Raw genomic sequence first — 22780 nt, 5'->3', positions numbered from 1 at the left:
CTGCCCCCGGAGAGACGGGTTTTCCCGGGGGCAAGGCCGAGCGCAGTCCGTTTTAGACGGAGTCTCATGACCCGCATCGATTTCTACATCCTCCCCGAGACCACCCTGGAAGCGCGGTTGGCGTTCGCCTGCCGGCTCGCCGAGACCATCGCCCGCAAGGGCTATCGGCTGCACCTGCACGCCGAGGACGAGGCCATGGCCCGGGAGCTGGACGACACCCTCTGGACCTTCCGGCCCGATGCCTACCTGCCCCATGCGCTGCTCGGCAGCGAGCAGGCCGACAGCGTGCCGGTGACCCTCGGCTGGCAGGAGCCGCCGCCCGGCGACGCCGGCGTGCAGGCGATGCTCAACCTTCACCCGGAGATTCCCGAGTGGTTCTCACGCTTCGAGCGGGTCGCCGAGATCATCAACCAGCACCAGGCGGTGCTGACCGCCAAGCGGCGCTGCTGGCAGACCTACAAGAAGCGCGGCTACCCGGTCACGCCGCACCATCTGCGCGCCGGGGCCTGAGTTCCTCCTTTTCCTGAGCCGCATTTTTCGGGGCTATTCCGTCGACAGGTCTCCGAGGGGCGCTATGAACCCATCCCTGGGCGCTTCTTTGGCCATCCATGGCCAAAAACCCCCTCTTCGACCTGCCCCCGGCGCCCCTCACGGCTCCGTGAAGCCCGTCGACCGCCCATGACGCCGCCCGGCCCCTCGGGCTATAATCGACCCCATTTTTCGCGTCCCGCACCGCCGGCCCGAGGGCCCGCCGTGCCGCGTCGTCGCCACCTCCTTCGACCCGGAAGACCCCATGGACAAGACCTACCAACCCGAGCAGATCGAATCCCGCTGGTACGAGCGCTGGGAAGCCGACAACCGCTTCGCCCCCTCCGGCGAGGGCGAGCCGTTCTCCATCATGATCCCGCCGCCCAACGTCACCGGCAGCCTGCACATGGGCCATGCCTTCCAGGACACCATCATGGACACCCTGACGCGCTGGCGGCGCATGCAGGGTCGCAACACCCTGTGGCAGGTGGGTACCGACCACGCCGGCATCGCCACCCAGATGCTGGTGGAGCGCAAGGTCGCGGCCGAGGAAGGCAAGAGCCGCCACGACCTCGGACGCGAGGCCTTCACCGACAAGATCTGGGAGTGGAAGCACGAGTCCGGTGGCCACATCACCCGCCAGCTGCGCCGCATGGGCGCCAGCGTCGACTGGTCCCGCGAGCGCTTCACCATGGACGACGGCTTCTACAAGGCCGTGCAGGAAGTCTTCGTGCGCCTCTATGAAGAGGACCTGATCTACCGCGGCAAGCGGCTGGTCAACTGGGACCCGACCCTGCACACCGCGATCTCCGACCTCGAGGTCGAGAACAAGGACCAGCAGGGCCAGTTCTGGCACTTCCGCTACCCGCTGGCCGACGGCGTGACCACCGACGACGGCAAGGATCACCTGGTCGTCGCCACCACCCGTCCCGAGACCCTGCTCGGCGACAGCGCCGTGGCGGTCAACCCGGAAGACCCGCGCTACGCCTCGCTGGTCGGCAAGTTCGTCGAGCTGCCGCTGGTCGGCCGCCGCATCCCCGTCGTGGCCGACGAACACGCCGACATGGAGAAGGGCTCCGGGTGCGTGAAGATCACCCCGGCCCACGACTTCAACGACTACGAGGTCGGCAAGCGCCAGAACCTGCCGCTGATCAACGTGTTCTCCAAGGACGCCGCCGTCCTCGAGGCCGCCGAGGCGTTCGACCTCCAGGGCCGCCCGCTGGCCGACATCGACACCTCGCTGCCCGCCGCCTACGCCGGCCTCGGCCGCTTCGAGGCCCGCGAGCGCCTGGTCGCCGACATGGACGCCGCCGGCCTGCTCGAGCAGGTCGAGACCGTCAACAACACGCTGCCCTACGGCGACCGCTCCGGCGACGTCATCGAGCCGCTGCTCACCGATCAGTGGTTCGTCGCCGTCGAGGAGCTGGCCAAGCCGGCCATCGCCGCGGTCGAGAACGGCGACATCGAGTTCGTGCCGAAGAACTATGAGAACATGTACTTCGCCTGGATGCGCGACCTCCAGGACTGGTGCATCTCGCGCCAGCTGTGGTGGGGCCACCGCATCCCGGCCTGGTACGACGCCGTGGGCAACGTCTATGTGGCCCGCAGCGCCGAGGAGGCCCGCGCCAAGCACGGTCTGGCCGACGACCTCGAACTGACCCAGGACGACGACGTGCTCGACACCTGGTTCAGCTCCGGGCTGTGGACCTTCGGCACCCTGGGCTGGCCCGAGCAGACGCCGGAGCTGGCGACCTTCCATCCGTCCAGCGTGCTGGTCACCGGCTTCGACATCATCTTCTTCTGGGTCGCCCGGATGATCATGATGACCCTGAAGTTCACCGGCGAGGTGCCCTTCAAGCAGGTCTACGTGCACGGCCTGGTGCGCGACGGCCAGGGCCAGAAGATGTCCAAGTCCAAGGGCAACGTGCTCGACCCGATCGACCTGATCGACGGCATCGACCTGGACGCCCTGGTCGAGAAGCGCACCGGCAACATGATGCAGCCGCAGAAGGCCAAGGCGATCGCCAAGGCCACCCGCGGCGAGTTCCCGGACGGCATCGAGCCCCACGGCACCGACGCCCTGCGCTACACCTTCCTGTCCCAGGCCACCACCGGCCGCGACATCAAGTTCGACATGGGCCGCCTCGACGGCTACCGCAACTTCTGCAACAAGCTGTGGAACGCCTCGCGCTACGTGCTGATGAACGCCGAAGGCGAGGACTGCGGCGCCGCCGGCGGCGAGGTCGAGCTGTCGCTGGCCGATCGCTGGATCATCTCCCAGCTGCAGAAGACCGAGGCTCAGGTCACCAGGGCGATGGAGGAGTTCCGCTTCGACCACGCCTCCCAGGCGCTCTACGATTTCGTGTGGAACGAGTACTGCGACTGGTACCTCGAGCTCTCCAAGCCGGTGCTGTGGGACGACGGCGCCTCTGATGCCGCCAAGCGCGGCACCCGTCGCACCCTGGTGCGCGTGCTCGAGGCCGTGCTGCGCCTGGCCCACCCGATGATGCCCTACATCAGCGAGGAGATCTGGCAGCGCGTGGCCCCGCTGGCCGGCGTCGAGGGTCCGTCCGTGATGACCCAGCCGTGGCCGCAGGCCGACGAGGCGCTGATCGACGAGGACGCCACCCGCGACATCGAGTGGCTCAAGGGCGTGATCGTGGCCATCCGCAACATCCGCGCCGAGATGAACATCGCCCCGGGCAAGCCGCTGGAGGCGCTGCTGACCAAGGGCACCGCCGGCGACAGCGAGCGCCTGGAGGCCAACCGGCTGTTCCTCTCCAAGCTGGCCAAGCTCGAGAGCGTCACCTGGCTCGACGATCCCGAACAGGCGCCGCTGTCGGCCACCCAGCTGGTCGGCGAGATGGAAGTGCTGGTGCCCATGGCCGGGCTGATCGACAAGGACGCCGAGCTCGCGCGTCTGGCCAAGGAGATCGAGAAGCAGGACAAGCTGATCGGCGGCATCGAGAAGAAGCTCGGCAACGACAGCTTCGTCGCCAAGGCCCCCGAGGCGGTGGTGCAGAAGGAGCGCGACAAGCTGGCGGACTTGGAGGCCGCCCGCAAGGTACTGGTGGAACAGCGCGACAAGATCGCGGCGCTCTGACTCCGAGCGCTTGAGGAGAACGGCGCGACAAGCTCGCGCGGTTCTCCTGGCGAAGCCGCCCGCAAGGTGCTGGTGGAGCAGCGCGACAAGATCGCCGCGCTCTGACTCCGAGCGCTTGAGGCGAACGGCGCGACAAGCTCGCGCGATTCTCCTGGCGAAGCCGCCCGCAAGGTACTGGTGGAACAGCGCGACAAGATCGCCGCGCTCTGACTCCGAGCGCTTGAGGAGAACGGCGCGACAAGCTCGCGCGGTTCTCCTGGCGAGGCCGCCCGCAAGGTACTGGTGGAACAGCGCGACAAGATCGCGGCGCTCTGACTCCGAGCGCTGAGGAGAACGGTGCGACAAGCTCGCGCGGTTCTCCTGGCGAAGCCGCCCGCAAGGTGCTGGTGGAGCAGCGCGACAAGATCGCCGCGCTCTGACTCCGAGCGCTGAGGAGAACGGTGCGACAAGCTCGCCGCACTCTGATCCTTCTTTCGCCAAGCACCACTCCCACTCGGCCCCGCCTATGGCGGGGCCGAGTGCTTCACGCCCGCCGGTCGAGCCGCCCACGGCGAACAGCGATCGATCGGGACAGTTAGCAAACACTGTTTTTGATTCTCGGCATCGATTAAAATAACCGGCTAATCCTTATCAGGGTATTGGTCATGCAGCTGCGCCGAATCCTCTTCTACAACCTTCTTGGCTTCGCCTTGATCGCGAGCTGGTGGCTCCCCACCGCGCTGGCCTGGACCCGCCTCGACGACGACGTCTTCTACTTCTTCAACCAGTTCATCGGTCCCGCCTACCCGTACTGGACCGAATTCCTGGCGGCACTCAACACCCGCGCCTTCGACCTGGCGATGTTCGCGGTGCTCATGGTCATGATGTTCTTCGCCATGCACCGAGACCCCAGGGGCAGCTGGCAGAAGTGGCTGGCGATCGGCCTGGTGATGTCGGCCGTGGCCGCCCTGCTCGGCGAGCTGCTGCACCAGAACCTGCTGGCGGCACGCCCGAGCCCCACGCTGTGGCACCAGGACGTCAACTTCCTGAGCGAACACACCGCCCTGGTGGCCAAGGACGAGGCGTCCAACAGCTTCCCCAGCGATCACGGGCTGATGGCCATGGTGTTCGCCAGCTTCATGCTGCGCTTCGCCGACCGGCTGATCGCCAGCCTGGCGGTGGCCCTCAGCGTGCTGGTCACGCTGCCGCGCATCATGGGCGGCGCCCACTGGGTCAGCGACGTCTATCTCGGATCGCTCGCCATCGCCCTGGTCGTGCTGCCCTGGGTGCTGTGCAACGCCTCGATCTCGAGGCTCATCAGGCGGCTGGCGACGTTCTTCGACGGCGCCTGTCGGCGCCTGGGTCCGGTCCGTTCCTGGCCACGGCGGCTGTACGACCAGCGGGGCATGCTCAAGCGCATCTCGGCCTACAACCTCGCCGGCGTGCTGTTGCTGCTGAGCTGGGCCGTGCCGCATGGCATCCTGTGGATCGACCTGGACGACCATCTCTTCTGGCTGTTCAACGCCTGGATCTCGCCGGAGAACCCCCACTGGGCCGACCTGCTGGCGGTGCTCAACTCACGCGCCTTCGACGCGATCTCCTTCGGGATACTGGTCCTGCTCTTCACCCTGGCCATGCGCCGCGACACGCGCGAGGATCGCGTCCGACACTGGACCGCCATCGGCGTGACCATGCTGATCACCGCCGGCATCGTGGCGCTGATCACCAATGAGGCGATCAGCTACGGCCACCCCAGCCCGACGCGCTTCTTCGAGCACGCCGCGCGGCTGACCGACATCGTCAGCATCCCGACCAAGGATTCCGATGCCAACAGCTTCCCGGGCGACCATGGCCTGATGCTGATGGTCTTCGCCGGCTTCATGCTGCGCTTCGCGGATCGCTGCATCGCCGGCTGGAGCCTGGCCTTCGTGGTGCTGCTCAGCGCGCCGCGCATCCTGGTCGGCGCCCACTGGTTCAGCGACGTCTACATCGGCGCACTGAGCATCGCCCTGCTGCTGCTGCCCTGGGTGCTGTGCACGCCGATGGCCGAGGGGCTGACGCGCGCCATTCGACAGTCCCTGCCGCGCCTCCCGCTCCGGCACTGAGCCGGTCGGCGACGGCGCCCCCACGACAAGGGCCCGCCTGATTCAGGCGGGCCCTTGTCGTCTTTTCCTCTGGTCGTCCTGGCGGTATCGACCGTCTCAGTCGACGCGGCGGAAGCCGCCCAGCACATGCTGGTCGGGGCCGAAGAACACCAGCCGGTCATGATCGATCAGGTAGCGATAGGCCTCGTCCAGCATCTCGGTGACCTGGCGGGCGCCGGCCATGTTCGGGCAGGCGCGGCGGGTCGAGGTCAGCGAGGAGAACTCGATGCGGTTCTGCGCATCCAGCGCGACACTGCCGGTGAAGCGGTTGCAGCCGTCGCTGCCGGTGACGTTGCCGTCCGCCGCGACCTGGAACCAGGGCGTGGCCGGCATCTCCAGTCGCTCGCTGGTACCCACCAGCAGCAGGTTCCAGCGAGGCCCGACCACCGGGCCGGAAACGGTGTCGCCGGGCGGGGGGACCGGCGCAGGGCCGGCGGCACAGCCGACCATCAGCGCGGCCAGCATCAGCGGCAGGGCAAGGCGAAGGGGGGCAGACATGGCGTCATCCTTGAACGTTGGCGGGAGCGTATCGATATCGAGATCAAGCTTGCCCCAGGCCGTCGTCTCGGACAATGCTTTGCGCATCCCATCGAACAAGGAGAGGTCCCATGCTCAACGCCCTGCACAACGATCCCCTCGGCAAGCTGCTGCTGCGACTCGCCGTGGGCGGCCTGATCCTGTTTCACGGCATCTCGAAGCTGCTCAACCCCGGTTCGTTCGACTGGATCGGTGGCCTGCTGGAGGGCTATGGGCTGCCCGCCGTGCTCGCCTACGGCGTGCTGATCGGCGAGGTCGTCGCCCCGGTGATGGCCATCCTCGGCTGGCAGACCCGCCTGGCGGGCCTGCTGATGGCCGGCAACATGCTGGTCGCGGTGCTGCTGGCCCACACCGGCGAGCTGTTCATGCTCAACGACAGCGGCGGCTGGCAGCTCGAGCTGCAAGGCATGTTCTTCGCCGGCGCCCTGGCGCTGGTCTTCCTCGGCAGCGGACGCATGGCGCTCCGGCCCGACTGAGCGCCCGCGCCACTGCCCCGCACAGACAACGCCGCCGACGGGCCTCCGTCGGCGGCGTTGTCATTACCGCAGGACAGGCCGGCGGCCGCTTACCAGCTGCCGGTGTTCTCCATGGATGCCCACGGCTCCTTCGGTGCCTGTGCCTCACCGGCCTGCAGCAGCTCCACGGAGATGCCGTCGGGACTCTTCACGAAGGCCATGTGGCCGTCGCGGGGCGGGCGGTTGATGGTCACGCCGTTGGCCTGGAGGTGCTCGCACAGCGCATAGATGTCGTCAACGCGATAGGCCAGGTGGCCGAAGTTGCGGCCGCCGGTGTAGGTCTCCGGGTCCCAGTTCCAGGTCAGCTCGAGCTCCGGCGCCTGCAGCTCCGTGGAGCGCGACTCGTCTGCCGGGGCGGCGAGGAACACCAGGGTGAAGCGCCCCTTCTCGTTCTCCTTGCGGCGCACTTCCTTGAGCCCCAGCAGGTCGCAGTAGAAGTGCAGCGAGGCGTCCAGATCGCTGACCCGGACCATGGTGTGCAGATATTGCATGTCTCTCTCCCTATTTCGCGGATCGATTGAATTTCACAAGTGCTGTCGGCGGGGGCATGCTGAGGCATCATGCTCCCCGACGCCTTCCTCGACGAGCAGGTTCCATGAGCCACTACTGTGACCTGGCCCCCGGCCATCCGTTTCACGGCCCCTATCACGACCATGAATACGGCTTTCCCGTTGCCGATGACGACACGCTGTTCGAGCGCCTGGCCCTGGAGATCAACCAGGCGGGACTGTCCTGGCTGACCGTGCTCAAGAAGCGCAACGCCTTCCACGACGCCTTCGAGGGTTTCGCCGTCGACCGCGTGGCCGCCTACGGCGATGTCGAGCGTGCCCGACTGCTGGCCGACGTCGGCATCATCCGCAACCGCCTCAAGGTCGACGCCGTCATCCACAATGCCGGCGTGATCCAGAACCTGCGCGACGAGCACGGCAGTTTCCACGCCTGGCTGGAGGCCCATCATCCGCGCCCCCACGCCGACTGGGTCGGGCTCTTCAAGCGGACCTTCCGCTTCACCGGCCCGGAGATCGTCGGCGAGTTCCTGATGAGCAGCGGCTACCTGCCCGGCGCCCATCGCGACGACTGCCCGGTCCAGGCCCGCGTCCTCGCCGCCGGCCCCGCCTGGGCCCGGGCCAGCGAGACGACACGCCCCGCTCCCTGATATCACCACGACCCGAGGACCCTCTCGCCCATGGATTCCCTGACACAGGCCGCGCTGGGCGCGGCGATCGGCGGCACCGTACTGGGCCGACGGCTGGGCCGCAAGGCGGTGCTGATCGGCGCCGCCCTCGGGACCCTGCCCGACCTCGACGTGGTCATCGACTACGGCGACGCGGTGGCCAACGTCACCCAGCACCGCGGCTTCAGCCATTCGCTGTTCGTGCTGGCCGGGCTCGCGGCCCTGCTCGCCGGGCTATCGGCCCGCTTCGCCAAGGCGCGGGACATTTCCCCGGGCCGCTGGCTGGCCTTCTTCGGCCTCTGCCTGCTGACCCACCCGCTGCTGGACGCGCTGACCACCTACGGCACCCAGATCTGGTGGCCGCTGGACCTTCGCCCGACGGCCTACCCGCTGGTGTTCATCATCGACCCGTTCTATTCGCTGCCGCTGCTGGCGACGGTACTGATCGCCCTGTTCAGCGGCCGAATCGGCGCCACCCGCTGGGGGCTGGCACTGTCCTGCCTGTACCTGGTGCTGTCGTTGGGCGCCCGGACCCTGATCGAGCAGCGCGTGGAGCCGGTGCTCGCCGAGAACGGCCTGGAGGACGCGCCGCGTCTCATCCAGCCCACGCCCTTCAATATCCTGCTGTGGCGCGTCAGCGTGGCCGAGGCGGACCGCTACCACGAGACGCTGGTCGGCGTCTTCGATGGCGACCGGCGGCCCCGGATGGAGCATTTCTCCCGCGGCAGCGAGTGGGAGGCCGTGGTCCGGGACGATGCCAGCGGGCGTCGCCTGGACTGGTTCGCCGGCCCCTTCCTGCGCTACGAGGTCGACGAGAATCGGGAGCCGGCCACCCTGGTGGCCACCGACCTGCGACTGGGCTTCCCGGGCTTCCACGCCTTCCACTTCGCCCTCGCCGAGCGCACCGACGACGGCTGGCGGCCGCTCGCCGCGCCCTACCAGCTCGAGCCCCGGCGCCGTGACAGCGAGGCGGCGCTGAGGCGGCTGGGCACGCGAATCCTCTCCACCGAACCGCGGCTCTGCGTCGGTCAGTTCGTCGAGCCTCGCTGGCGGCTGTCGACGTCCGCCACCTGCTGACCGGCTGCCCCATAACGCGAACAGGGCGACCCAAGGGTCGCCCTGTTCGCGTTATGGATGATGCTCAGGTCGGCATCGCCGGCTCAGAGGCGCTCGACCAGGCCGGCGATGGCCTGGCGAGCCTCGCTCATGGCCGCGTCGTGCTTGGCCTCGCCCATGTTCAGCCCCTCGGCGAACACGGTATCCACCTCGCCGATGCCCATCAGGCCCAGCATGTGGGTGAGGTGCGGGGTCTGGCTATCGAGCTCGGAGCCGGCATACTCGCCGCCGCGCGCCGCCAGCAGAATGGCCCGCTTGCCTTCGATCAGGCCCACCGGGCCGTTCTCGGTGTAGCGGAAGGTCACGCCGGCGCGCAGCACGCGGTCGAACCAGGCCTTCATCTGCGACGGCACGCCGAGGTTGTACATCGGCACGCCGAGCACCACCACGTCATGGGCCAGCAGTTCCTCGATCAGGGCGTCGGAACGGGCCGCCAGCTCGCGCTGCTCGGCATCGCGCTCTTCCGGTGCCACCTGCCAGCTGGCGAGCTCGGCCAGCCCCAGGTGCGGCAGATCGTCGGCCACCAGATCGCGGCGAGTGATCTCCACGCCGTCGCGCTCGCCGGCCAGGGCGCTGAAGTGATCGGCCAACGCCTGGGAGTTGCCGCCGAGAATGGAAGAGGTCAGAACGAGGACGCGGGTCATGGCGATCTCCTTGAAGCTTCGTGAGCGGAAGAATGATCGCCATTATATATTCGCTTTTGGCCACGATAAGCGGAAAAAACCGCGCCTATCATTCGATAGATTCGAACATTCTGCCCCTCAGGGCGCGATCCCCTGCCCGCAGCCCCGATAGGTCTCGCCGTTGAGCGACAGCGTCACCCGGGCCGGCCAGGGCTGGCCGCTCATGTCGTCGAAACAGGCCTTGGCCTCGATGCGCAGCGTGAAGGGCCGCGCCGCCTGGCCGCTGGCCAGGATCACCCGGCCGGCGCCGTTATCGAGGGTGGTCACCCGATAGGGCAGCGTCATCTCACGCTCGCCGTAGTCGAGCGTCAGGTCGAGCTCGGGCACGTCGTTGGCCAGTGCCACGTGCCAGCCCGGCTCGTTGCCGCGGCCATGGAACATCACGCCGGGATGGCCTTCGCGGGTCAGGGCATCGAGGGCGATGTCGCGCCGGCAGTCCAGCCGGCCCCGCTGGCTCTCGACCAGCGCCTCGTCGCCCTTCAGCCATACGCTCAGCCCGCCGTTCTGATAGCGGCTGCCGCTGGCCACCACGGACGGCGTGAGCCGGGTGGCGCCGAGGGCCGACCACAGTCGCAGCTCGTCGTCGCCCTCGGCGGTCACCAGATCCTGGGCCGGGGTGCAGCGCCAGCCGACCAGCTCGTCGGCCTCGCCGGGAAACAGCGTCGACGGCAGCAGCGGCGCCTTGGGCGCGTCGGCCTCGGCGGACGTGCCCGCGTCACTGGTCTCGGGCGGCTCGGGAGCGGTCTCGGGGGTCGGCGAGTTGACGTAGGTGATGCAGCCGGACAGGCCCAGCGACATCAGCAGCGGCAGGGCGATCCGGCAGGAAGAGAGGCGGAACATGGCAATGACTCCTTGTGCGACGAGACTCCATCGTCGCCAGCATACCAGCCGCCGAGCGCATTTGGCGCCATGCCCCGCGCTCCGAAGCCATGGCACGACCTCGACGCGGGCCGCGGCATCCGGCTGGCCCATACGTCTGAATAAAACTAAACTTGCTCTTCATCATCATGAAGTTAGCTCAAAAGCATGCTCGAACTCCGCCACCTCCGCACGCTCATCGCCCTGCGCGACGCCGGCTCCCTGGTCGAAGCCGCCGAGCGGGTGCACCTGACCCAGTCCGCCCTCTCCCACCAGATCAAGGACCTGGAGGAGCGGCTGGGCAGCCCGCTGTTCCTGCGCAAGACCCGGCCGGTGGAATTCACCCGCGCCGGGCTACGCCTGCTGGCGCTGGCCGAACAGGTGCTGCCCCAGGTTCGCATGGCGGAGCGCGACCTGGCCCGGCTGGCCGGCAACGAACAGGGCCGGCTGCACATGGCCATCGAATGCCATAGCTGCTTCCAGTGGCTGATGCCCACCGTGGACCACTTTCGCGATCACTGGCCCGAGGTGGAGATCGACATTCCCGGCGGCCATCACTTCGACCCCCTGCCGGCCCTGGCCCGGGAGCAGCTCGACCTGGTGATCACCGCCGATCCACAGCCGCTGCCCGGCGTCCACTACGAACCGCTGTTCCGCTACGAGGGACTGCTGGCCGTGGCCCGCCAGCACCGCCTGGCCGGCCGCCCCTTCGTGGCGCCGCAGGACCTGGTCGACGAGACGCTGATCACCTACCCGGTGGAGCACGGACGACTGGACGTCTTCACCCAGTTCCTCGACCCGGCGGACTGCCGGCCCCGCGAGGTACGCACCGCCGAGCTGACGATCATGATGATGCAGCTGGTGGCCAGCGGCCGCGGCGTCTGCGCGCTGCCCAACTGGGCGCTGACCGAATACCTGGAGCGGGACTACGTGAAGGCGGTGCCGCTGGGCGAGCACGGGGTGTGGAGCACGCTGTTCGCGGCGATCCGCGAGGAGACGCGCGATGCGCCCTGGATGGAAGACTTCCTGCGCACCGCCCGGGAGACCTCGTTTGCGGTGCTGGAGGGCGTCAAGCCGGCCTGAGCGCCCGGCTCAGGCGTCATGACCCGCGGCGCGCTGGGGCAGCAGCAGCGTGAAGCGCGCCCCGCCGAGCGAGGGACTGGCGTCCACCATCACGCTGCCGCCGTGCCAGGCCATCACCTTCTGCACGATCGACAGCCCCAGGCCGTAGCCGCCCGAGTTGCGGGCCCGGCTGTCGTCGAGACGCGCGAAGGGCTTGAAGATCTCGCTGCGCTTGGCCACCGGCACCCCGGGGCCGTCATCCTCGATGTCGATGCGCACCAGCCGCGGCTCGCCGTGGATGCGGATCAACACCCGGGCGCGGGCATGGCGGCAGGCATTGGCCACCAGGTTCTGCAGGGCCCGCTGCAGATAGCGCGACTCGGCCGCGGCCTCCACCTCCTCGCCGGGCACCAGGTTGAGGCTCAGCTGGGCGTGCAGCGGGTGCAGCGCCTCGATGACGCGCTCGGCCATCGCGCGACACTCCACCAGCGAGGTCTCCATGGGCACGCCGTTGGCCGTCTCGCTGCCCAGGCGTGCGTAGGTCAGGATCTCGTCGACTAGGTCGTCGAGCTCGGTGATGTCGGCGTCGATGCCCTGCAGATGGCGCCGCACGCCCGGCTCGTCGGTCATGTCCTCGACCATCTGAACGGCGAAGCGGATACGCGCGACCGGGGTGCGCAGCTCGTGGGACACCGCCCGGATCATGTCCTGCTGGCCGCGCAGCAGCGACTGCACCTGGGTCGCCATGCCGTTCAGCGCCATGCCCAGCCGACTCAGGAAATCGTTGCCCTCGACCTTGACCCGGGTGTCCAGGCGGCCGGCGGCGATGCGGGTGGCGGCCAGTTCCAGGCGTGCCATGCGTGCCTCCACGCCACGCACGATCAGGTAGATGATCACCGCCAGCATGCCCAGCAGCATCAGCAGCAACAGCAGCAACAGCGACGCCGGCAGCGGCTCGAAGGCGTTGAGCGGGCCGACCTCGACCCACTGGGTCCCGCCCGACGCGACTGGCAGCTGAAGATAGAGCGACATCGCCCAGCGCTGGGGCAGCAGGCGCACCACCACCTCGGCATCGCTCAGCGAAGCCAGACGCGTCGGGTCGAGCCCCTCGGGCGGCGTGTCGGTCAGGCTCAGCTGGATCACCCCGCTACGCAGCCGGTCGAGCCGCGCCGCGCGGCGCTCCGGGGGCACCTCGACCAGCCACTGACCCAGCTGCCGCGCCAGGCCCACCAGCTGATGCTCGCCCAGCGAGGCCAGCTCCAGGCGCAGCAGCCGCGGCTCGTCGTCCAGCCGGCGGTGCAGCAGCCAGCCCATGGTCTCGGTCTGACGCACCAGGGTCTGGCCGCCCTCGAGCCGCGCGCGCTCGAAGTAGCCGAGCGGATAGTCGGTCATCTCGTGCAGCGACAGCCGAATGCCGAGCCGGGCGCTCTGTTCGCGCAGCCAGGCGTCACGCCGCTCCGCGGGCAGCGCCTCGAGCCGGGCGCTGAACAGCGTCATCGGCGCCTCGGCGAGCTGTTCCTGATAGTGCTGACGCCGCACCTTGTCGACCACGGTGATGGCCAGCAGCGCCAGGGCGAAACTCATCACCAGGGCCAGCGCCAGCAGCACGTAGACCCGCAGGAAGGTGCTGTCGGACAGGGCCCTGGGCAGCAGGCGGAAGGACGCCATCAGCCTTCCTTGACGAACAGGTAGCCCTTGCTGCGCACGGTCTTGATCCGCTGCGGCTGGTTGGGATCGTCACCGATCTTGGGGCGAATCCGCGAGACCCGTACGTCGATGGAGCGATCCTGACCGTCGTACTTGATGCCGCGCAGCTGGGAGAAGATCTCTTCCCGGGTCAGCACCCGGCCGGCGTTGCTGGCCAGCAGCCACAGCAGATCGAACTCGGCGCTGGTCAGGTCGACGCGCTCGCCGGAGAGGAAGGCCTCACGGGTCGAGCTGTCGATCTCCAGCGGCCCGAACGCCAGCCGCGGCTCCTCACCGACGGCGCCGGTCTCGCGGCGACGCATCAGCGCCCGCATGCGCGCCAGCAGCACCCGTGGCTGCACCGGCTTGGCCACGTAGTCGTCGGCGCCCATCTCCAGCCCCAGCACCTGGTCCATGTCGTCGGTGCGGGCGGTGAGCATCAGGATCGGCCCGGGGTAGTCGGCGCGCACCCGACGGCAGATCGACAGGCCGTCCTCGCCGGGCAGCATCAGGTCCAGAATCACCAGGTCGGGCTGCAGGGCGAGGATGCTGTCGACCCCCCGGGCGCCGTCGGGCTCGAGAGTCACCCGAAAGCCGTTGGCCTCGAGGTAGTCGCGGGTCAGCTCGGCCAGGCGCTCATCATCCTCGATGATCAGTACGTGATCCTGCTCGGAAGGGTCCAGGCTGTCGTCCATTTGTGCGTCATCTTCCTCAATGGGCGTGCGGATGGTGTGGGTCGTCGGCACTCGTCCGACCACCGATAGCTAAAGAATACCCGACAACGCGTTCCTTCGCTCGTCGACGCCCACCTCGAATCGGCGCCAGCGGCCCAACCGTGCGGGTTGGCGAGAAGTGCCCAGAACTCCCCCCGGATGGTCACAGCCCATCCACAAGTTATCCACTTGATGGACGAGAAAAAGCACACTATCTTGTGCCCACCTTCGGCAGGGACACCACATCCTGTGCCATAGCAACCACCCCGAATTCTGTCAACCGTCGCCCCTCGGCGGCCTTCTTCAACCGACCAGGTAGGGACCCCCGGCGCCATGGATACCACCGCTGCCCCGGACCACTCGTCCGTCTCCGTTACCGCACCGCAGACCCTGCGTGTCATCAAGCGCACCGGCGATGTCGCGCCCTTCGATGCCGGCAAGATCGCCGTGGCCCTGAGCAAGGCCTTCATCGCCGTCGAGGGCGACAACGCCGCCACCTCTTCGCGGGTGCGCGACTTCGTGCAGCAGGCCTCCGAGGGCATCGCCCAGGCCTTCCAGCGCCGCATGCCCGACGGCGGCACCGTGCACATCGAGGACATCCAGGACCAGGTCGAACTGGCCCTGATGCGCGCCGGTGAGCAGAAGGTCGCCCGCGCCTACGTGCTGTACCGCGAGGAGCACGCCCGCGCCCGCGCCGAGGCCGGCGCCGACATCGAGAAGCCGCACCCGACGCTCAACGTCACCGCGCCGGACGGCAGCACTCGCCCTCTGGACCTGGGCCGGGTCGAGACCCTGGTCTTCGACGCCTGCGAGAATCTCACCAACGTCGATCCGCAGAAGATCGTCGAGGACTCGCTGAAGAACCTCTACGACGGCGTGAGCGCCGACGGCGTCTCCCAGGCGCTGATGATGACCGCGCGGACCCTGGTCGAGAAGGATCCCAACTACACCTACGTCACCGCCCGCCTGCTGCAGGACAACCTGCGCCGCGAGGCGCTGTCGTTCCTGGGCATCGCCGACGAGGCGACCTACCAGGAGATGGCCGACTTCTACAAGCCGGCCTTCCAGGCCTACATCGAGAAGGGCATCGAATTCGAGCAGCTCGACCCGCAGCTCGCCGAGTTCGACCTCGAGCGCCTGGGCGATGCCCTGGACCACACCCGCGACGCCCAGTTCACCTACCTGGGCCTGCAGACCCTCTACGACCGCTACTTCATCCACCGCGACGAGGTGCGCTACGAGCTGCCCCAGGTGATGTTCATGCGCGTCGCCATGGGCCTGGCGCTCAACGAGGACGACCGCGAGGCGCGGGCCATCGAGTTCTACGAGCTGCTCTCCAGCTTCGACTACATGGCCTCCACCCCGACCCTGTTCAACGCGGGCACCGTGCGCAGCCAGCTCTCCAGCTGCTACCTGACCACCGTGCCGGACGACCTGGACAGCATCTACAGCGCCATCCGCGACAACGCCCTGCTCTCCAAGTGGGCCGGCGGCCTGGGCAACGACTGGACCCCGGTGCGTGCGCTGGGCTCCTACATCAAGGGCACCAACGGCAAGTCCCAGGGCGTGGTGCCGTTCCTCAAGGTGGTCAACGACACCGCCGTGGCCGTGAACCAGGGCGGCAAGCGCAAGGGCGCCGTCTGCGCCTACCTCGAGAGCTGGCACCTCGACATCGAGGAGTTCCTCGAGCTGCGCAAGAACACCGGTGACGACCGTCGTCGTACCCACGACATGAACACCGCCAACTGGGTGCCGGACCTGTTCATGAAGCGCGTCTTCGACGACCAGGAGTGGACCCTGTTCTCGCCGGCCACCTGCCCGGACCTCCACGACCTGTACGGCGCCGCCTTCGAGAAGCGCTACAGCGAATACGAGGAGATGACCCGCAACGGCCAGCTCAAGCTGTTCAAGCGCGTCAAGGCCAAGGACCTGTGGCGCAAGATGCTCTCGATGCTGTTCGAGACCGGCCACCCGTGGATCACCTTCAAGGACCCGTGCAACCTGCGCAGCCCGCAGCAGCACGCCGGCGTGGTCCACAGCTCCAACCTGTGCACCGAGATCACCCTGAACACCTCGGTCGACGAGATCGCGGTGTGCAACCTGGGCTCCATCAACCTGGCCCAGCACGTGGTCGACGGCGAGTTCGACGGCGACAAGCTGAAGAAGACCGTCAAGACCGCGGTGCGGATGCTCGATAACGTCATCGACATCAACTACTACGCGGTGCCGCAGGCGAAGAACTCGAACTTCAAGCACCGCCCGGTGGGCCTCGGCATCATGGGCTTCCAGGATGCCCTCTACGCCCAGGACATCGCCTACGCCTCCGAGGACGCCGTGACCTTCGCCGACCGTTCCATGGAACTGGTCAGCTATCACGCCATCGAGGCCTCCAGCGACCTGGCCGCCGAGCGCGGACACTACCAGAGCTACGAAGGCTCGCTGTGGAGCCAGGGCGTGCTGCCGATCGACTCCGTCGAGAAGCTGAAGGAAGAGCGCGGCGCGAAGTACATCGAGGTCGACACCTCCACGACCCAGGACTGGGATCGCATCCGCGACAAGGTCGCCGCCCAGGGCATGCGCAACTCCAACGTCATGGCCATCGCCCCGACCGCGACCATCTCGAACATCTGCGGCGTCTCGCAGTCGATCGAGCCGACCTATCAGAACCTGTTCGTGAAATCGAACCTGTCCGGCGAGTTCACCGTGGTCAACTCCTACATGGTCAACGACCTGAAGGAGCGCGGCCTGTGGGACGAGGTCATGATCAACGACCTCAAGTACTACGACGGCTCCGTGCAGCCCATCGACCGCGTGCCGGACGACCTGAAGGCCAAGTACGCCAGCGCCTTCGAGGTCGAGCCCAAGTGGCTGGTCGAGGCCGCCGCCCGTCGCCAGAAGTGGATCGACCAGGCCCAGTCGCTGAACCTCTACATCAAGGGCGTCTCCGGCAAGAAGCTGGACGTGACCTACCGCATGGCGTGGTTCCGCGGCCTCAAGACCACCTACTACCTGCGCGCCCTGGGCGCCACCTCGGTGGAGAAGTCCACCGTGGACCGCGGCAACCTCAACGCGGTGAGCAACGCCTCGCCCGGCGCCGCCCCGGCCCCGACGCCGTCCGCCGCGCCGGAAGCCAAGCAGGAGCCCAAGGGCATCGACGACTTCCTGCAGGGCAAGAACGGCGGCGGCTCCCGCGCGCCCTCCGCGGGCGAGATCGACGAGCTGGGCTGCGAGGCCTGCCAGTAACGGCGTCACGCGCCACCGCTCGAGCCGGAGGGATCTCCCTCCGGCTCCGCCCCTTCTACCATCGCCGCAGCGCTCCCCCGACGCGAACGCCTGCGGACCATCCGGCCGACCACCGGGAGAGACACAGATGATCGATTGGAACGAGTTCCACGAAGACGACACCGCCACCGCCGAAGCCCCGCAGCCGGCTCCGGCGCCGCAGCCCGCACCCAAGGCCGAGGCACCCGCCGAAGAGGTCCGCGACAGCGCCTGCGCCTACCAGATCGCCGAGCAGGACCGTCTGGCCCGCGCCAAGCAGTCCCTCGAAGAGCTCGACGTGGCCGCCGGCCTCGAGGAACTCGAGATGGGCGCCCAGCGCATCGACGTCGAGCAGAAGCGGATGATCAACGCCCGCGCCGACCTCAACCAGCTGGTGCCCTTCAAGTACGAGTGGGCGTGGCAGAAGTACCTGGACGGCAGCGCCAACCACTGGATGCCCCAGGAAGTGAACATGAACGCCGACATCGCGCTGTGGAAGAGCGCGGACGGCCTCACCGCGGACGAGCGCCGCATCGTCGAACGCAGCCTGGGCTACTTCTCCACCGCCGACTCGCTGGTCGCCAACAACCTGGTGCTGGCCGTCTATCGCCTGATCACCAACCCCGAGTGCCGCCAGTACCTGCTGCGCCAGGCGTTCGAGGAAGCGATCCACACCCACGCCTATCAGTACTGCGTGGAGTCGCTGGGCATGGACGAAGGCGAGGTCTTCAACATGTACCGCGAGGTGCCCTCCGTCTCGGCCAAGTCCGCCTGGAGCCTCAAGCACACCCAGTCGCTGGCCCGCCCGGACTTCCACACCGGCACCCCGGAGACCGACCAGGAGCTGCTGCGCAACCTGATCGCCTTCTACTGCGTGACCGAGGGCATCTTCTTCTACTGCGGCTTCAGCCAGATCCTGTCCATGGGCCGGCGCAACAAGATGACCGGCGTCGCCGAGCAGTTCCAGTACATCCTGCGCGACGAGTCGATGCACCTGAACTTCGGCGTCGACATGATCAACCAGATCAAGATCGAGAACCCGCACCTGTGGACCGCCGAGTTCCAGGACGAGGTCACCCAGATGATCCTCGAGGGCACCGAGCTGGAGATCGCCTACGCGCGCGACACCATGCCCCGCGGCGTGCTGGGCATGAACGCGGCGATCATGGAGGAGTACCTGCACTTCATCTGCAACCGCCGCCTGGCGCAGATCGGCCTCAAGGAGCAGTTCCCGGGCGCCGAGAACCCCTTCCCGTGGATGAGCGAGATCATCGACCTGCGCAAGGAAAAGAACTTCTTCGAGACCCGCGTCACCGAATACCAGGTGGGCGGCGCCCTGAGCTGGGACTGATCGTCCTCTGCTCCTAGCGAGACGCGAGCGTCACGCTCGGCGGGCCATGTCAGGCGACATGGCCCGCTTTGCGTCGCGACGCCGCAATGGGTAGGCTTTGCCGCCGTCCCGCACCCCATCCCGTATCACGTCAAAGGAAGCAACATGCAACTCGGTATCATCGGACTCGGCCGAATGGGCGGCAACATCGCACGCCGCCTGGTGCGCGACGGCCATGAAGTCGTCGCCTACGACCAGGACGCCGCCACCGCCCAGGCCCTCGTCGACGACGGCATCGGCCACGCCGAGAGCCTCGCCGCGCTGGTCGAGAGCCTCGACGCGCCGCGCGCCGTCTGGGTGATGCTGCCCGCCGGCGAGCCGACCGAGGCCACCATCGACGCGCTGGCCGAGCTGATGGCGCCGGGCGACACCATCATCGACGGCGGTAACACCTTCTACAAGGACGACATCCGCCGTGCCAAGGCGCTCGAGCCGAAAGGGCTGCACTACGTCGACGTCGGCACCTCCGGCGGCGTCTGGGGCCTCGAGCGCGGCTACTGCATGATGGTCGGCGCCGAGGACGCGACCTTCGACCGCCTGGAGCCGCTGTTCGACAGCCTGGCCCCCGGCTACGGCGACCTGGAGCGCACCCGCGGCCGCAACGCCCCGAACGAGCGCGCCGAGCGCGGCTACATTCACGCCGGCCCGGTGGGCGCCGGCCACTACGTCAAGATGGTCCACAACGGCATCGAGTACGGCCTGATGCAGGCCTACGCCGAAGGCTTCGAGCTGATGCAGAGCAAGGCCTCGCCGGACCTGCCGGAAGACCAGCGCTTCGACCTGAACCTGGCGGACGTGGCCGAGGTCTGGCGTCGCGGCAGCGTGGTCTCCTCCTGGCTGCTCGACCTCACCGCCCAGGCGCTGGCCGGCGACCCGCGCCTCGACCACTACTCCGGCGCCGTCTCCGACAGCGGCGAGGGTCGCTGGACCGTCGATGCCGCCGTGGAACAGGGTGTCTCCACCCCGGTGCTGGCCAACGCGCTGTTCTCGCGCTTCGCCTCGCGCAAGGAGAACACCTACGCCAACCGCCTGCTGTCGGCGATGCGCTTCGGCTTCGGCGGCCACGTCGAACCGCCCAAGCAATAGGCCGGAAGGCTCATGGGCGCCGGTGCCGGCTCAGGATCAGCGCCAGCCCCACCAGCATGCCCGCCAGGTGCGCGAAGTGCGCCACGCCCTGGCGGGTCCCGGCGATGCCCAACCACAGCTCCACCAGGCCGATGACGATCACGAAGTACTTGGCCTTCATCGGTATCGGCGGGATCAACAGCAGGATGTACTGGTTGGGGTAGCGCAGGCCGAAGGCCAGCAGCAGCGCATAGACGCCGCCCGAGGCGCCCACCGTGGGCGCGAACGGGCCGGTCGACATCGATACCACCAGCAGCTGCGCCGCGCCCGCTCCCAGCACGCACAGGACGTAGTAGCGCGCGAAGCGCTGGCTGCCCCAGTCGCGCTCCAGCGGGCTGCCGAACATCCACAGCACGAACATGTTGATGGCCAGATGAAAGAGGCTGCCGTGCAGAAAGGCATAGCTCAGCAGCTGCCAGAGATGGAACTCGCCCGCCGGCAGCCCCGAGGGCAGCGTCTCCGGCGCCACGCCGAGCGGCCACAGCGCCAGATAGCGCAGCATCGGTCCCGGCAGCAGCTGCTGCACCAGGAACACCAGGCCATTGGCCGCCAGCAGCAGACCGATCACCGAGCTCCTGCCGTGTCCCTCGCCCTTTTCCAGCGTGCGTCGCACTCCGCGTCCTCCCGGCTGCCATCTTTTCAAGGTGGACGGCAATGCCACCGCGTCGCAAGGTCGAGGGGTCGTCGTTGCGCCAGGCCGCGCTCTGGTCGACGCTGAAGGATCAGGGAACGCCAGCATCCGATTTGCACGTAATCTATTAGAATGAGAACATTTCCACACTCATTTCCCCCGGAGACTCGACGCCCCATGCCCCGACGGTCACTCGCCCCCCTGATGACGCCCCTTCTGCTGCTGCCCGCCGCCGGCCAGGCCGCCGAGCTGGCCCTCGAGCCGCTGACGGTCAGCGCATCGCGTCTCGAGCGTGAGCTCTATGCCACGCCCGCCGCCGTGTCCGTAGTGGACGAGGAGCGGATCGCCCAGGGCCAGCCCCGCGAGCGCCTCAACGAGTCGCTGGCCACCGTGCCGGGGCTGTATCTCCAGAACCGTCACAACTTCGTCCAGGGCGAGCGGGTGTCGATCCGCGGCTTCGGCGCCCGCACCCCCTGGGGCGTGCGCGGCATCACGGTACGCGTCGACGGCATTCCCTACACCCTGCCCGACGGCCAGGCCCAGCTCGATGCCATCGACCTGGACAGCGCCCGGCGCATCGAGGTCATCCGCGGCCCGGCGGCGGTGCAGTACGGCAACGCCGCCGGCGGCGTGATCGACGTCACCACCGCCGACGGCGCGAGCGACCCGGGCACCCGGCTGCGCGTCGAGGGCGGCAGCGACGGCTATCGCAAGCTGAATCTCAGCAACGGCGGCGTCGAGGGCCCCTGGTCGCATCACGTCAGCGTCTCGGCGCTGGGCATGGACGGCTATCGCGATCACAGCGAGGTCGAGAAGTACCAGCTCAACGCCAAGCTGCGCCGCGAGCTGGACGCCGACCGCTCGATCACCGCCATCGTCAACCTGCTCGACAACCCGCGCTCCGAAGATCCGGGGGCGCTGGATGAAGAGGGCGTCAGCGAGGATCGGGAAGGCACCCTAGATTCCCTCGGCTATTACTCCTACTCACCGACCCGTATCGGTGCAGGACAGTCGGTCGATCAGCAGCTGCTGGGCCTGGAGTACGAGGACCGGGCCGCCGGCCCCGGCGAGCTGACCCTGCGCGGCTTCTACCTGAAGCGCGACTTCGAGCAGCAGCTGGCCTATGCCGGCCCCAGAAGCAGCGTCGGCGTGGGGAACTTCGTCGCCTATGATCGCGACTACTACGGCGGCAGCGCCGAGTATCGCCAGTCGCTGACCGTGGGCGGCCTGCCGCTGAGCTACGTGACCGGCGTCGACCTGGCGCGCCAGGAAGACGAGCGCTATCGCGATGACGTCGCCATCGACGGCGAACACCTCCGCCGCTCCGCCGACGAGACCCAGACCGCCAGCTCGGTCGGCGTCTTCGCCCAGGGCGATCTGGACCTGAGCGACCGGTGGACGCTGTCGCTTGGCACCCGCTTCGACCACACCAAGTTCGATATCGATGATCACTACCTCGCCGATGGCGACGACGGCGGTGACCGCAGCTTCGATCAGTGGAGCGGCAGCGCCGGACTGAGCTACCGCTATCGGCCCAACCACCAGGCCTACCTCTCGACCGGCACCGCCTACGAGACGCCGACCTTCACCGAGTTCGCCAACCCGGCCGGCGTCGGCGGCTTCAACCCGGACCTCGAGCCGCAGAAGGCCTGGAACCGCGAGATCGGCCTGCGCGGCAGCTTCGTCGATGCCGGCCTCGACTACGACGTGGCGCTGTTCTCGACCCGGGTCCGCGATTCGCTGATCTCCTACCAGCTGGAAGGTCGTGACCGCGACTTCTACCGTAACGCCGGGCGCAGCCGCCAGGACGGCCTGGAAGTGGCCCTGGGCTGGCAGTTCGCCGAGGACTGGCGCCTCGACAGCGCCCTGACCCTGGCGCGCTACGAGTTCCAGGACTACGAAGATGAAGACGGCAACTACGCCAACAACCGCATCCCGGGCATTCCCGAGCGCACCTGGGTCAACCAGCTGACGTGGCAGGGCCTCGGCGAGCGCTTCGCCACCCTGGAGACCCGCTACGTGGGCTCGATGTACGCCGACGACGAGAACAGGGTGAAGATCGACGACGTTTGGCTGGCCAACCTGCGTGCCGGCGACGGCTGGCGCCTCGGCGACGACACCCTGCTCAAGGCCTACGCGGGCGTGCAGAACCTGTTCGACCGCGAGCACTTCGACAACATCGCCATCAATGCCAACAACGGCCGCTATTTCTATACGGCGCCGGACCGCAGCGTCTATGCCGGCGTGGAGCTGGCGTTCTAGGCCGCGTCTTCGC

At 68.0% G+C, this 22780-nt stretch carries 18 protein-coding genes; 11 read left to right on the top strand and 7 right to left on the bottom strand.

What is annotated here, in order from left to right; genetic code table 11:
- Positions 1–66: 66 nt before the first annotated feature.
- The 3 genes from CVH10_RS07235 (at position 67) to CVH10_RS07225 (ending at position 5715) form a co-directional block, all read left to right on the top strand.
- Positions 67–510: a DNA polymerase III subunit chi gene (locus CVH10_RS07235; RefSeq protein ID WP_016855202.1), complete on the top strand. Its 444-nt coding sequence runs from the start codon at positions 67–69 to the stop codon at positions 508–510.
- Between the two features lie 283 nt (positions 511–793).
- Positions 794–3631, top strand: coding sequence for a valine--tRNA ligase (locus CVH10_RS07230; protein ID WP_106488237.1), 2838 nt, complete (start codon positions 794–796; stop codon positions 3629–3631).
- 644 nt (positions 3632–4275) lie between these two features.
- Positions 4276–5715 carry a phosphatase PAP2 family protein gene (locus CVH10_RS07225; protein WP_106488236.1) on the top strand — a complete coding sequence of 480 codons (1440 nt, stop codon included), beginning with the start codon at positions 4276–4278 and terminating at the stop codon, positions 5713–5715.
- 96 nt (positions 5716–5811) lie between these two features.
- Here the strand turns inward: CVH10_RS07225 and CVH10_RS07220 are convergent, their stop codons facing one another.
- Positions 5812–6252 carry an META domain-containing protein gene (locus CVH10_RS07220; RefSeq protein WP_035599978.1) on the bottom strand — a complete coding sequence of 147 codons (441 nt, stop codon included), beginning with the start codon at positions 6250–6252 and terminating at the stop codon, positions 5812–5814.
- A gap of 110 nt (positions 6253–6362) precedes the next feature.
- On the opposite strand from CVH10_RS07220, the gene CVH10_RS07215 reads away from it, so the two are divergent.
- The gene (locus tag CVH10_RS07215; protein WP_035599975.1) at positions 6363–6767 is read left to right on the top strand and encodes a DoxX family protein; all 405 of its coding nucleotides are present in this window, start codon (positions 6363–6365) and stop codon (positions 6765–6767) included.
- 89 nt (positions 6768–6856) lie between these two features.
- Here the strand turns inward: CVH10_RS07215 and CVH10_RS07210 are convergent, their stop codons facing one another.
- Complete coding sequence (locus CVH10_RS07210) at positions 6857–7297, bottom strand: VOC family protein (protein WP_035599973.1); 441 nt, start codon at positions 7295–7297, stop codon at positions 6857–6859.
- Positions 7298–7401: 104 nt separating this feature from the next.
- Here CVH10_RS07210 and CVH10_RS07205 point away from each other — a divergent pair, with 104 nt between their 5' ends.
- Together CVH10_RS07205 and CVH10_RS07200 are read left to right on the top strand one after the other, a co-directional pair.
- Complete coding sequence (locus CVH10_RS07205) at positions 7402–7962, top strand: DNA-3-methyladenine glycosylase I (protein WP_106488235.1); 561 nt, start codon at positions 7402–7404, stop codon at positions 7960–7962.
- Positions 7963–7992: 30 nt separating this feature from the next.
- Positions 7993–9057, top strand: coding sequence for a metal-dependent hydrolase (locus CVH10_RS07200; protein WP_106488234.1), 1065 nt, complete (start codon positions 7993–7995; stop codon positions 9055–9057).
- Between the two features lie 83 nt (positions 9058–9140).
- Here the strand turns inward: CVH10_RS07200 and CVH10_RS07195 are convergent, their stop codons facing one another.
- Positions 9141–9740: an FMN-dependent NADH-azoreductase gene (locus CVH10_RS07195; protein ID WP_106488233.1), complete on the bottom strand. Its 600-nt coding sequence runs from the start codon at positions 9738–9740 to the stop codon at positions 9141–9143.
- A gap of 117 nt (positions 9741–9857) precedes the next feature.
- Positions 9858–10619: a COG3650 family protein gene (locus CVH10_RS07190; RefSeq protein WP_106488232.1), complete on the bottom strand. Its 762-nt coding sequence runs from the start codon at positions 10617–10619 to the stop codon at positions 9858–9860.
- A 186-nt stretch (positions 10620–10805) separates the two neighbouring features.
- On the opposite strand from CVH10_RS07190, the gene CVH10_RS07185 reads away from it, so the two are divergent.
- On the top strand, positions 10806–11720 hold the full coding sequence (locus CVH10_RS07185) for a LysR family transcriptional regulator (protein WP_035599496.1): 915 nt from the start codon (positions 10806–10808) through the stop codon (positions 11718–11720).
- A gap of 9 nt (positions 11721–11729) precedes the next feature.
- Here CVH10_RS07185 and CVH10_RS07180 read toward each other — a convergent pair whose 3' ends face one another.
- Both CVH10_RS07180 and CVH10_RS07175 read right to left on the bottom strand, forming a co-directional pair.
- Positions 11730–13367, bottom strand: coding sequence for an ATP-binding protein (locus CVH10_RS07180; protein ID WP_106488231.1), 1638 nt, complete (start codon positions 13365–13367; stop codon positions 11730–11732).
- The gene (locus tag CVH10_RS07175; RefSeq protein WP_046079567.1) at positions 13367–14080 is read right to left on the bottom strand and encodes a winged helix-turn-helix domain-containing protein; all 714 of its coding nucleotides are present in this window, start codon (positions 14078–14080) and stop codon (positions 13367–13369) included. Before CVH10_RS07175 ends, CVH10_RS07180 begins: the two co-directional genes overlap by 1 nt.
- 351 nt (positions 14081–14431) lie before the next feature.
- Between CVH10_RS07175 and CVH10_RS07170 the strand changes: the two genes are divergently transcribed.
- From CVH10_RS07170 to gnd, 3 genes are all read left to right on the top strand, one after another.
- Positions 14432–17341 carry a ribonucleoside-diphosphate reductase subunit alpha gene (locus tag CVH10_RS07170; protein WP_035599499.1) on the top strand — a complete coding sequence of 970 codons (2910 nt, stop codon included), beginning with the start codon at positions 14432–14434 and terminating at the stop codon, positions 17339–17341.
- 127 nt (positions 17342–17468) lie between these two features.
- Positions 17469–18710, top strand: a complete 1242-nt coding sequence (locus CVH10_RS07165; RefSeq protein WP_106488230.1) for a ribonucleotide-diphosphate reductase subunit beta — start codon at positions 17469–17471, stop codon at positions 18708–18710.
- Positions 18711–18854: 144 nt separating this feature from the next.
- The gene (gnd, locus tag CVH10_RS07160) at positions 18855–19835 is read left to right on the top strand and encodes a phosphogluconate dehydrogenase (NAD(+)-dependent, decarboxylating) (protein ID WP_046079569.1); all 981 of its coding nucleotides are present in this window, start codon (positions 18855–18857) and stop codon (positions 19833–19835) included.
- A gap of 10 nt (positions 19836–19845) precedes the next feature.
- On the opposite strand, the gene CVH10_RS07155 is transcribed toward gnd, so the two are convergent.
- The gene (locus tag CVH10_RS07155; protein WP_046079570.1) at positions 19846–20487 is read right to left on the bottom strand and encodes a rhomboid family intramembrane serine protease; all 642 of its coding nucleotides are present in this window, start codon (positions 20485–20487) and stop codon (positions 19846–19848) included.
- Between the two features lie 195 nt (positions 20488–20682).
- Here CVH10_RS07155 and CVH10_RS07150 point away from each other — a divergent pair, with 195 nt between their 5' ends.
- The gene (locus CVH10_RS07150) at positions 20683–22767 is read left to right on the top strand and encodes a TonB-dependent receptor (RefSeq protein ID WP_106488229.1); all 2085 of its coding nucleotides are present in this window, start codon (positions 20683–20685) and stop codon (positions 22765–22767) included.
- The last annotated feature ends 13 nt before the right edge of the window (positions 22768–22780 follow it).

This window comes from Halomonas sp. ND22Bw (genome assembly GCF_003011945.1).
Classification (GTDB): Bacteria; Pseudomonadota; Gammaproteobacteria; order Pseudomonadales; family Halomonadaceae; genus Halomonas; species Halomonas halophila.
This window is presented reverse-complemented; position numbering and strand designations above follow the sequence as displayed.

Bases quoted from the DNA above. Each gene is read 5' to 3' on its own strand.
- CVH10_RS07235 (WP_016855202.1), top strand. From the start codon at position 67: ATGACCCGCATCGATTTCTACATCCTCCCCGAGACCACCCTGGAAGCG.
- CVH10_RS07230 (WP_106488237.1), top strand. From the start codon at position 794: ATGGACAAGACCTACCAACCCGAGCAGATCGAATCCCGCTGGTACGAG.
- CVH10_RS07225 (WP_106488236.1), top strand. From the start codon at position 4,276: ATGCAGCTGCGCCGAATCCTCTTCTACAACCTTCTTGGCTTCGCCTTG.
- CVH10_RS07220 (WP_035599978.1), bottom strand. From the start codon at position 6,252: ATGTCTGCCCCCCTTCGCCTTGCCCTGCCGCTGATGCTGGCCGCGCTG.
- CVH10_RS07215 (WP_035599975.1), top strand. From the start codon at position 6,363: ATGCTCAACGCCCTGCACAACGATCCCCTCGGCAAGCTGCTGCTGCGA.
- CVH10_RS07210 (WP_035599973.1), bottom strand. From the start codon at position 7,297: ATGCAATATCTGCACACCATGGTCCGGGTCAGCGATCTGGACGCCTCG.
- CVH10_RS07205 (WP_106488235.1), top strand. From the start codon at position 7,402: ATGAGCCACTACTGTGACCTGGCCCCCGGCCATCCGTTTCACGGCCCC.
- CVH10_RS07200 (WP_106488234.1), top strand. From the start codon at position 7,993: ATGGATTCCCTGACACAGGCCGCGCTGGGCGCGGCGATCGGCGGCACC.
- CVH10_RS07195 (WP_106488233.1), bottom strand. From the start codon at position 9,740: ATGACCCGCGTCCTCGTTCTGACCTCTTCCATTCTCGGCGGCAACTCC.
- CVH10_RS07190 (WP_106488232.1), bottom strand. From the start codon at position 10,619: ATGTTCCGCCTCTCTTCCTGCCGGATCGCCCTGCCGCTGCTGATGTCG.
- CVH10_RS07185 (WP_035599496.1), top strand. From the start codon at position 10,806: ATGCTCGAACTCCGCCACCTCCGCACGCTCATCGCCCTGCGCGACGCC.
- CVH10_RS07180 (WP_106488231.1), bottom strand. From the start codon at position 13,367: ATGGCGTCCTTCCGCCTGCTGCCCAGGGCCCTGTCCGACAGCACCTTC.
- CVH10_RS07175 (WP_046079567.1), bottom strand. From the start codon at position 14,080: ATGGACGACAGCCTGGACCCTTCCGAGCAGGATCACGTACTGATCATC.
- CVH10_RS07170 (WP_035599499.1), top strand. From the start codon at position 14,432: ATGGATACCACCGCTGCCCCGGACCACTCGTCCGTCTCCGTTACCGCA.
- CVH10_RS07165 (WP_106488230.1), top strand. From the start codon at position 17,469: ATGATCGATTGGAACGAGTTCCACGAAGACGACACCGCCACCGCCGAA.
- gnd (WP_046079569.1), top strand. From the start codon at position 18,855: ATGCAACTCGGTATCATCGGACTCGGCCGAATGGGCGGCAACATCGCA.
- CVH10_RS07150 (WP_106488229.1), top strand. From the start codon at position 20,683: ATGCCCCGACGGTCACTCGCCCCCCTGATGACGCCCCTTCTGCTGCTG.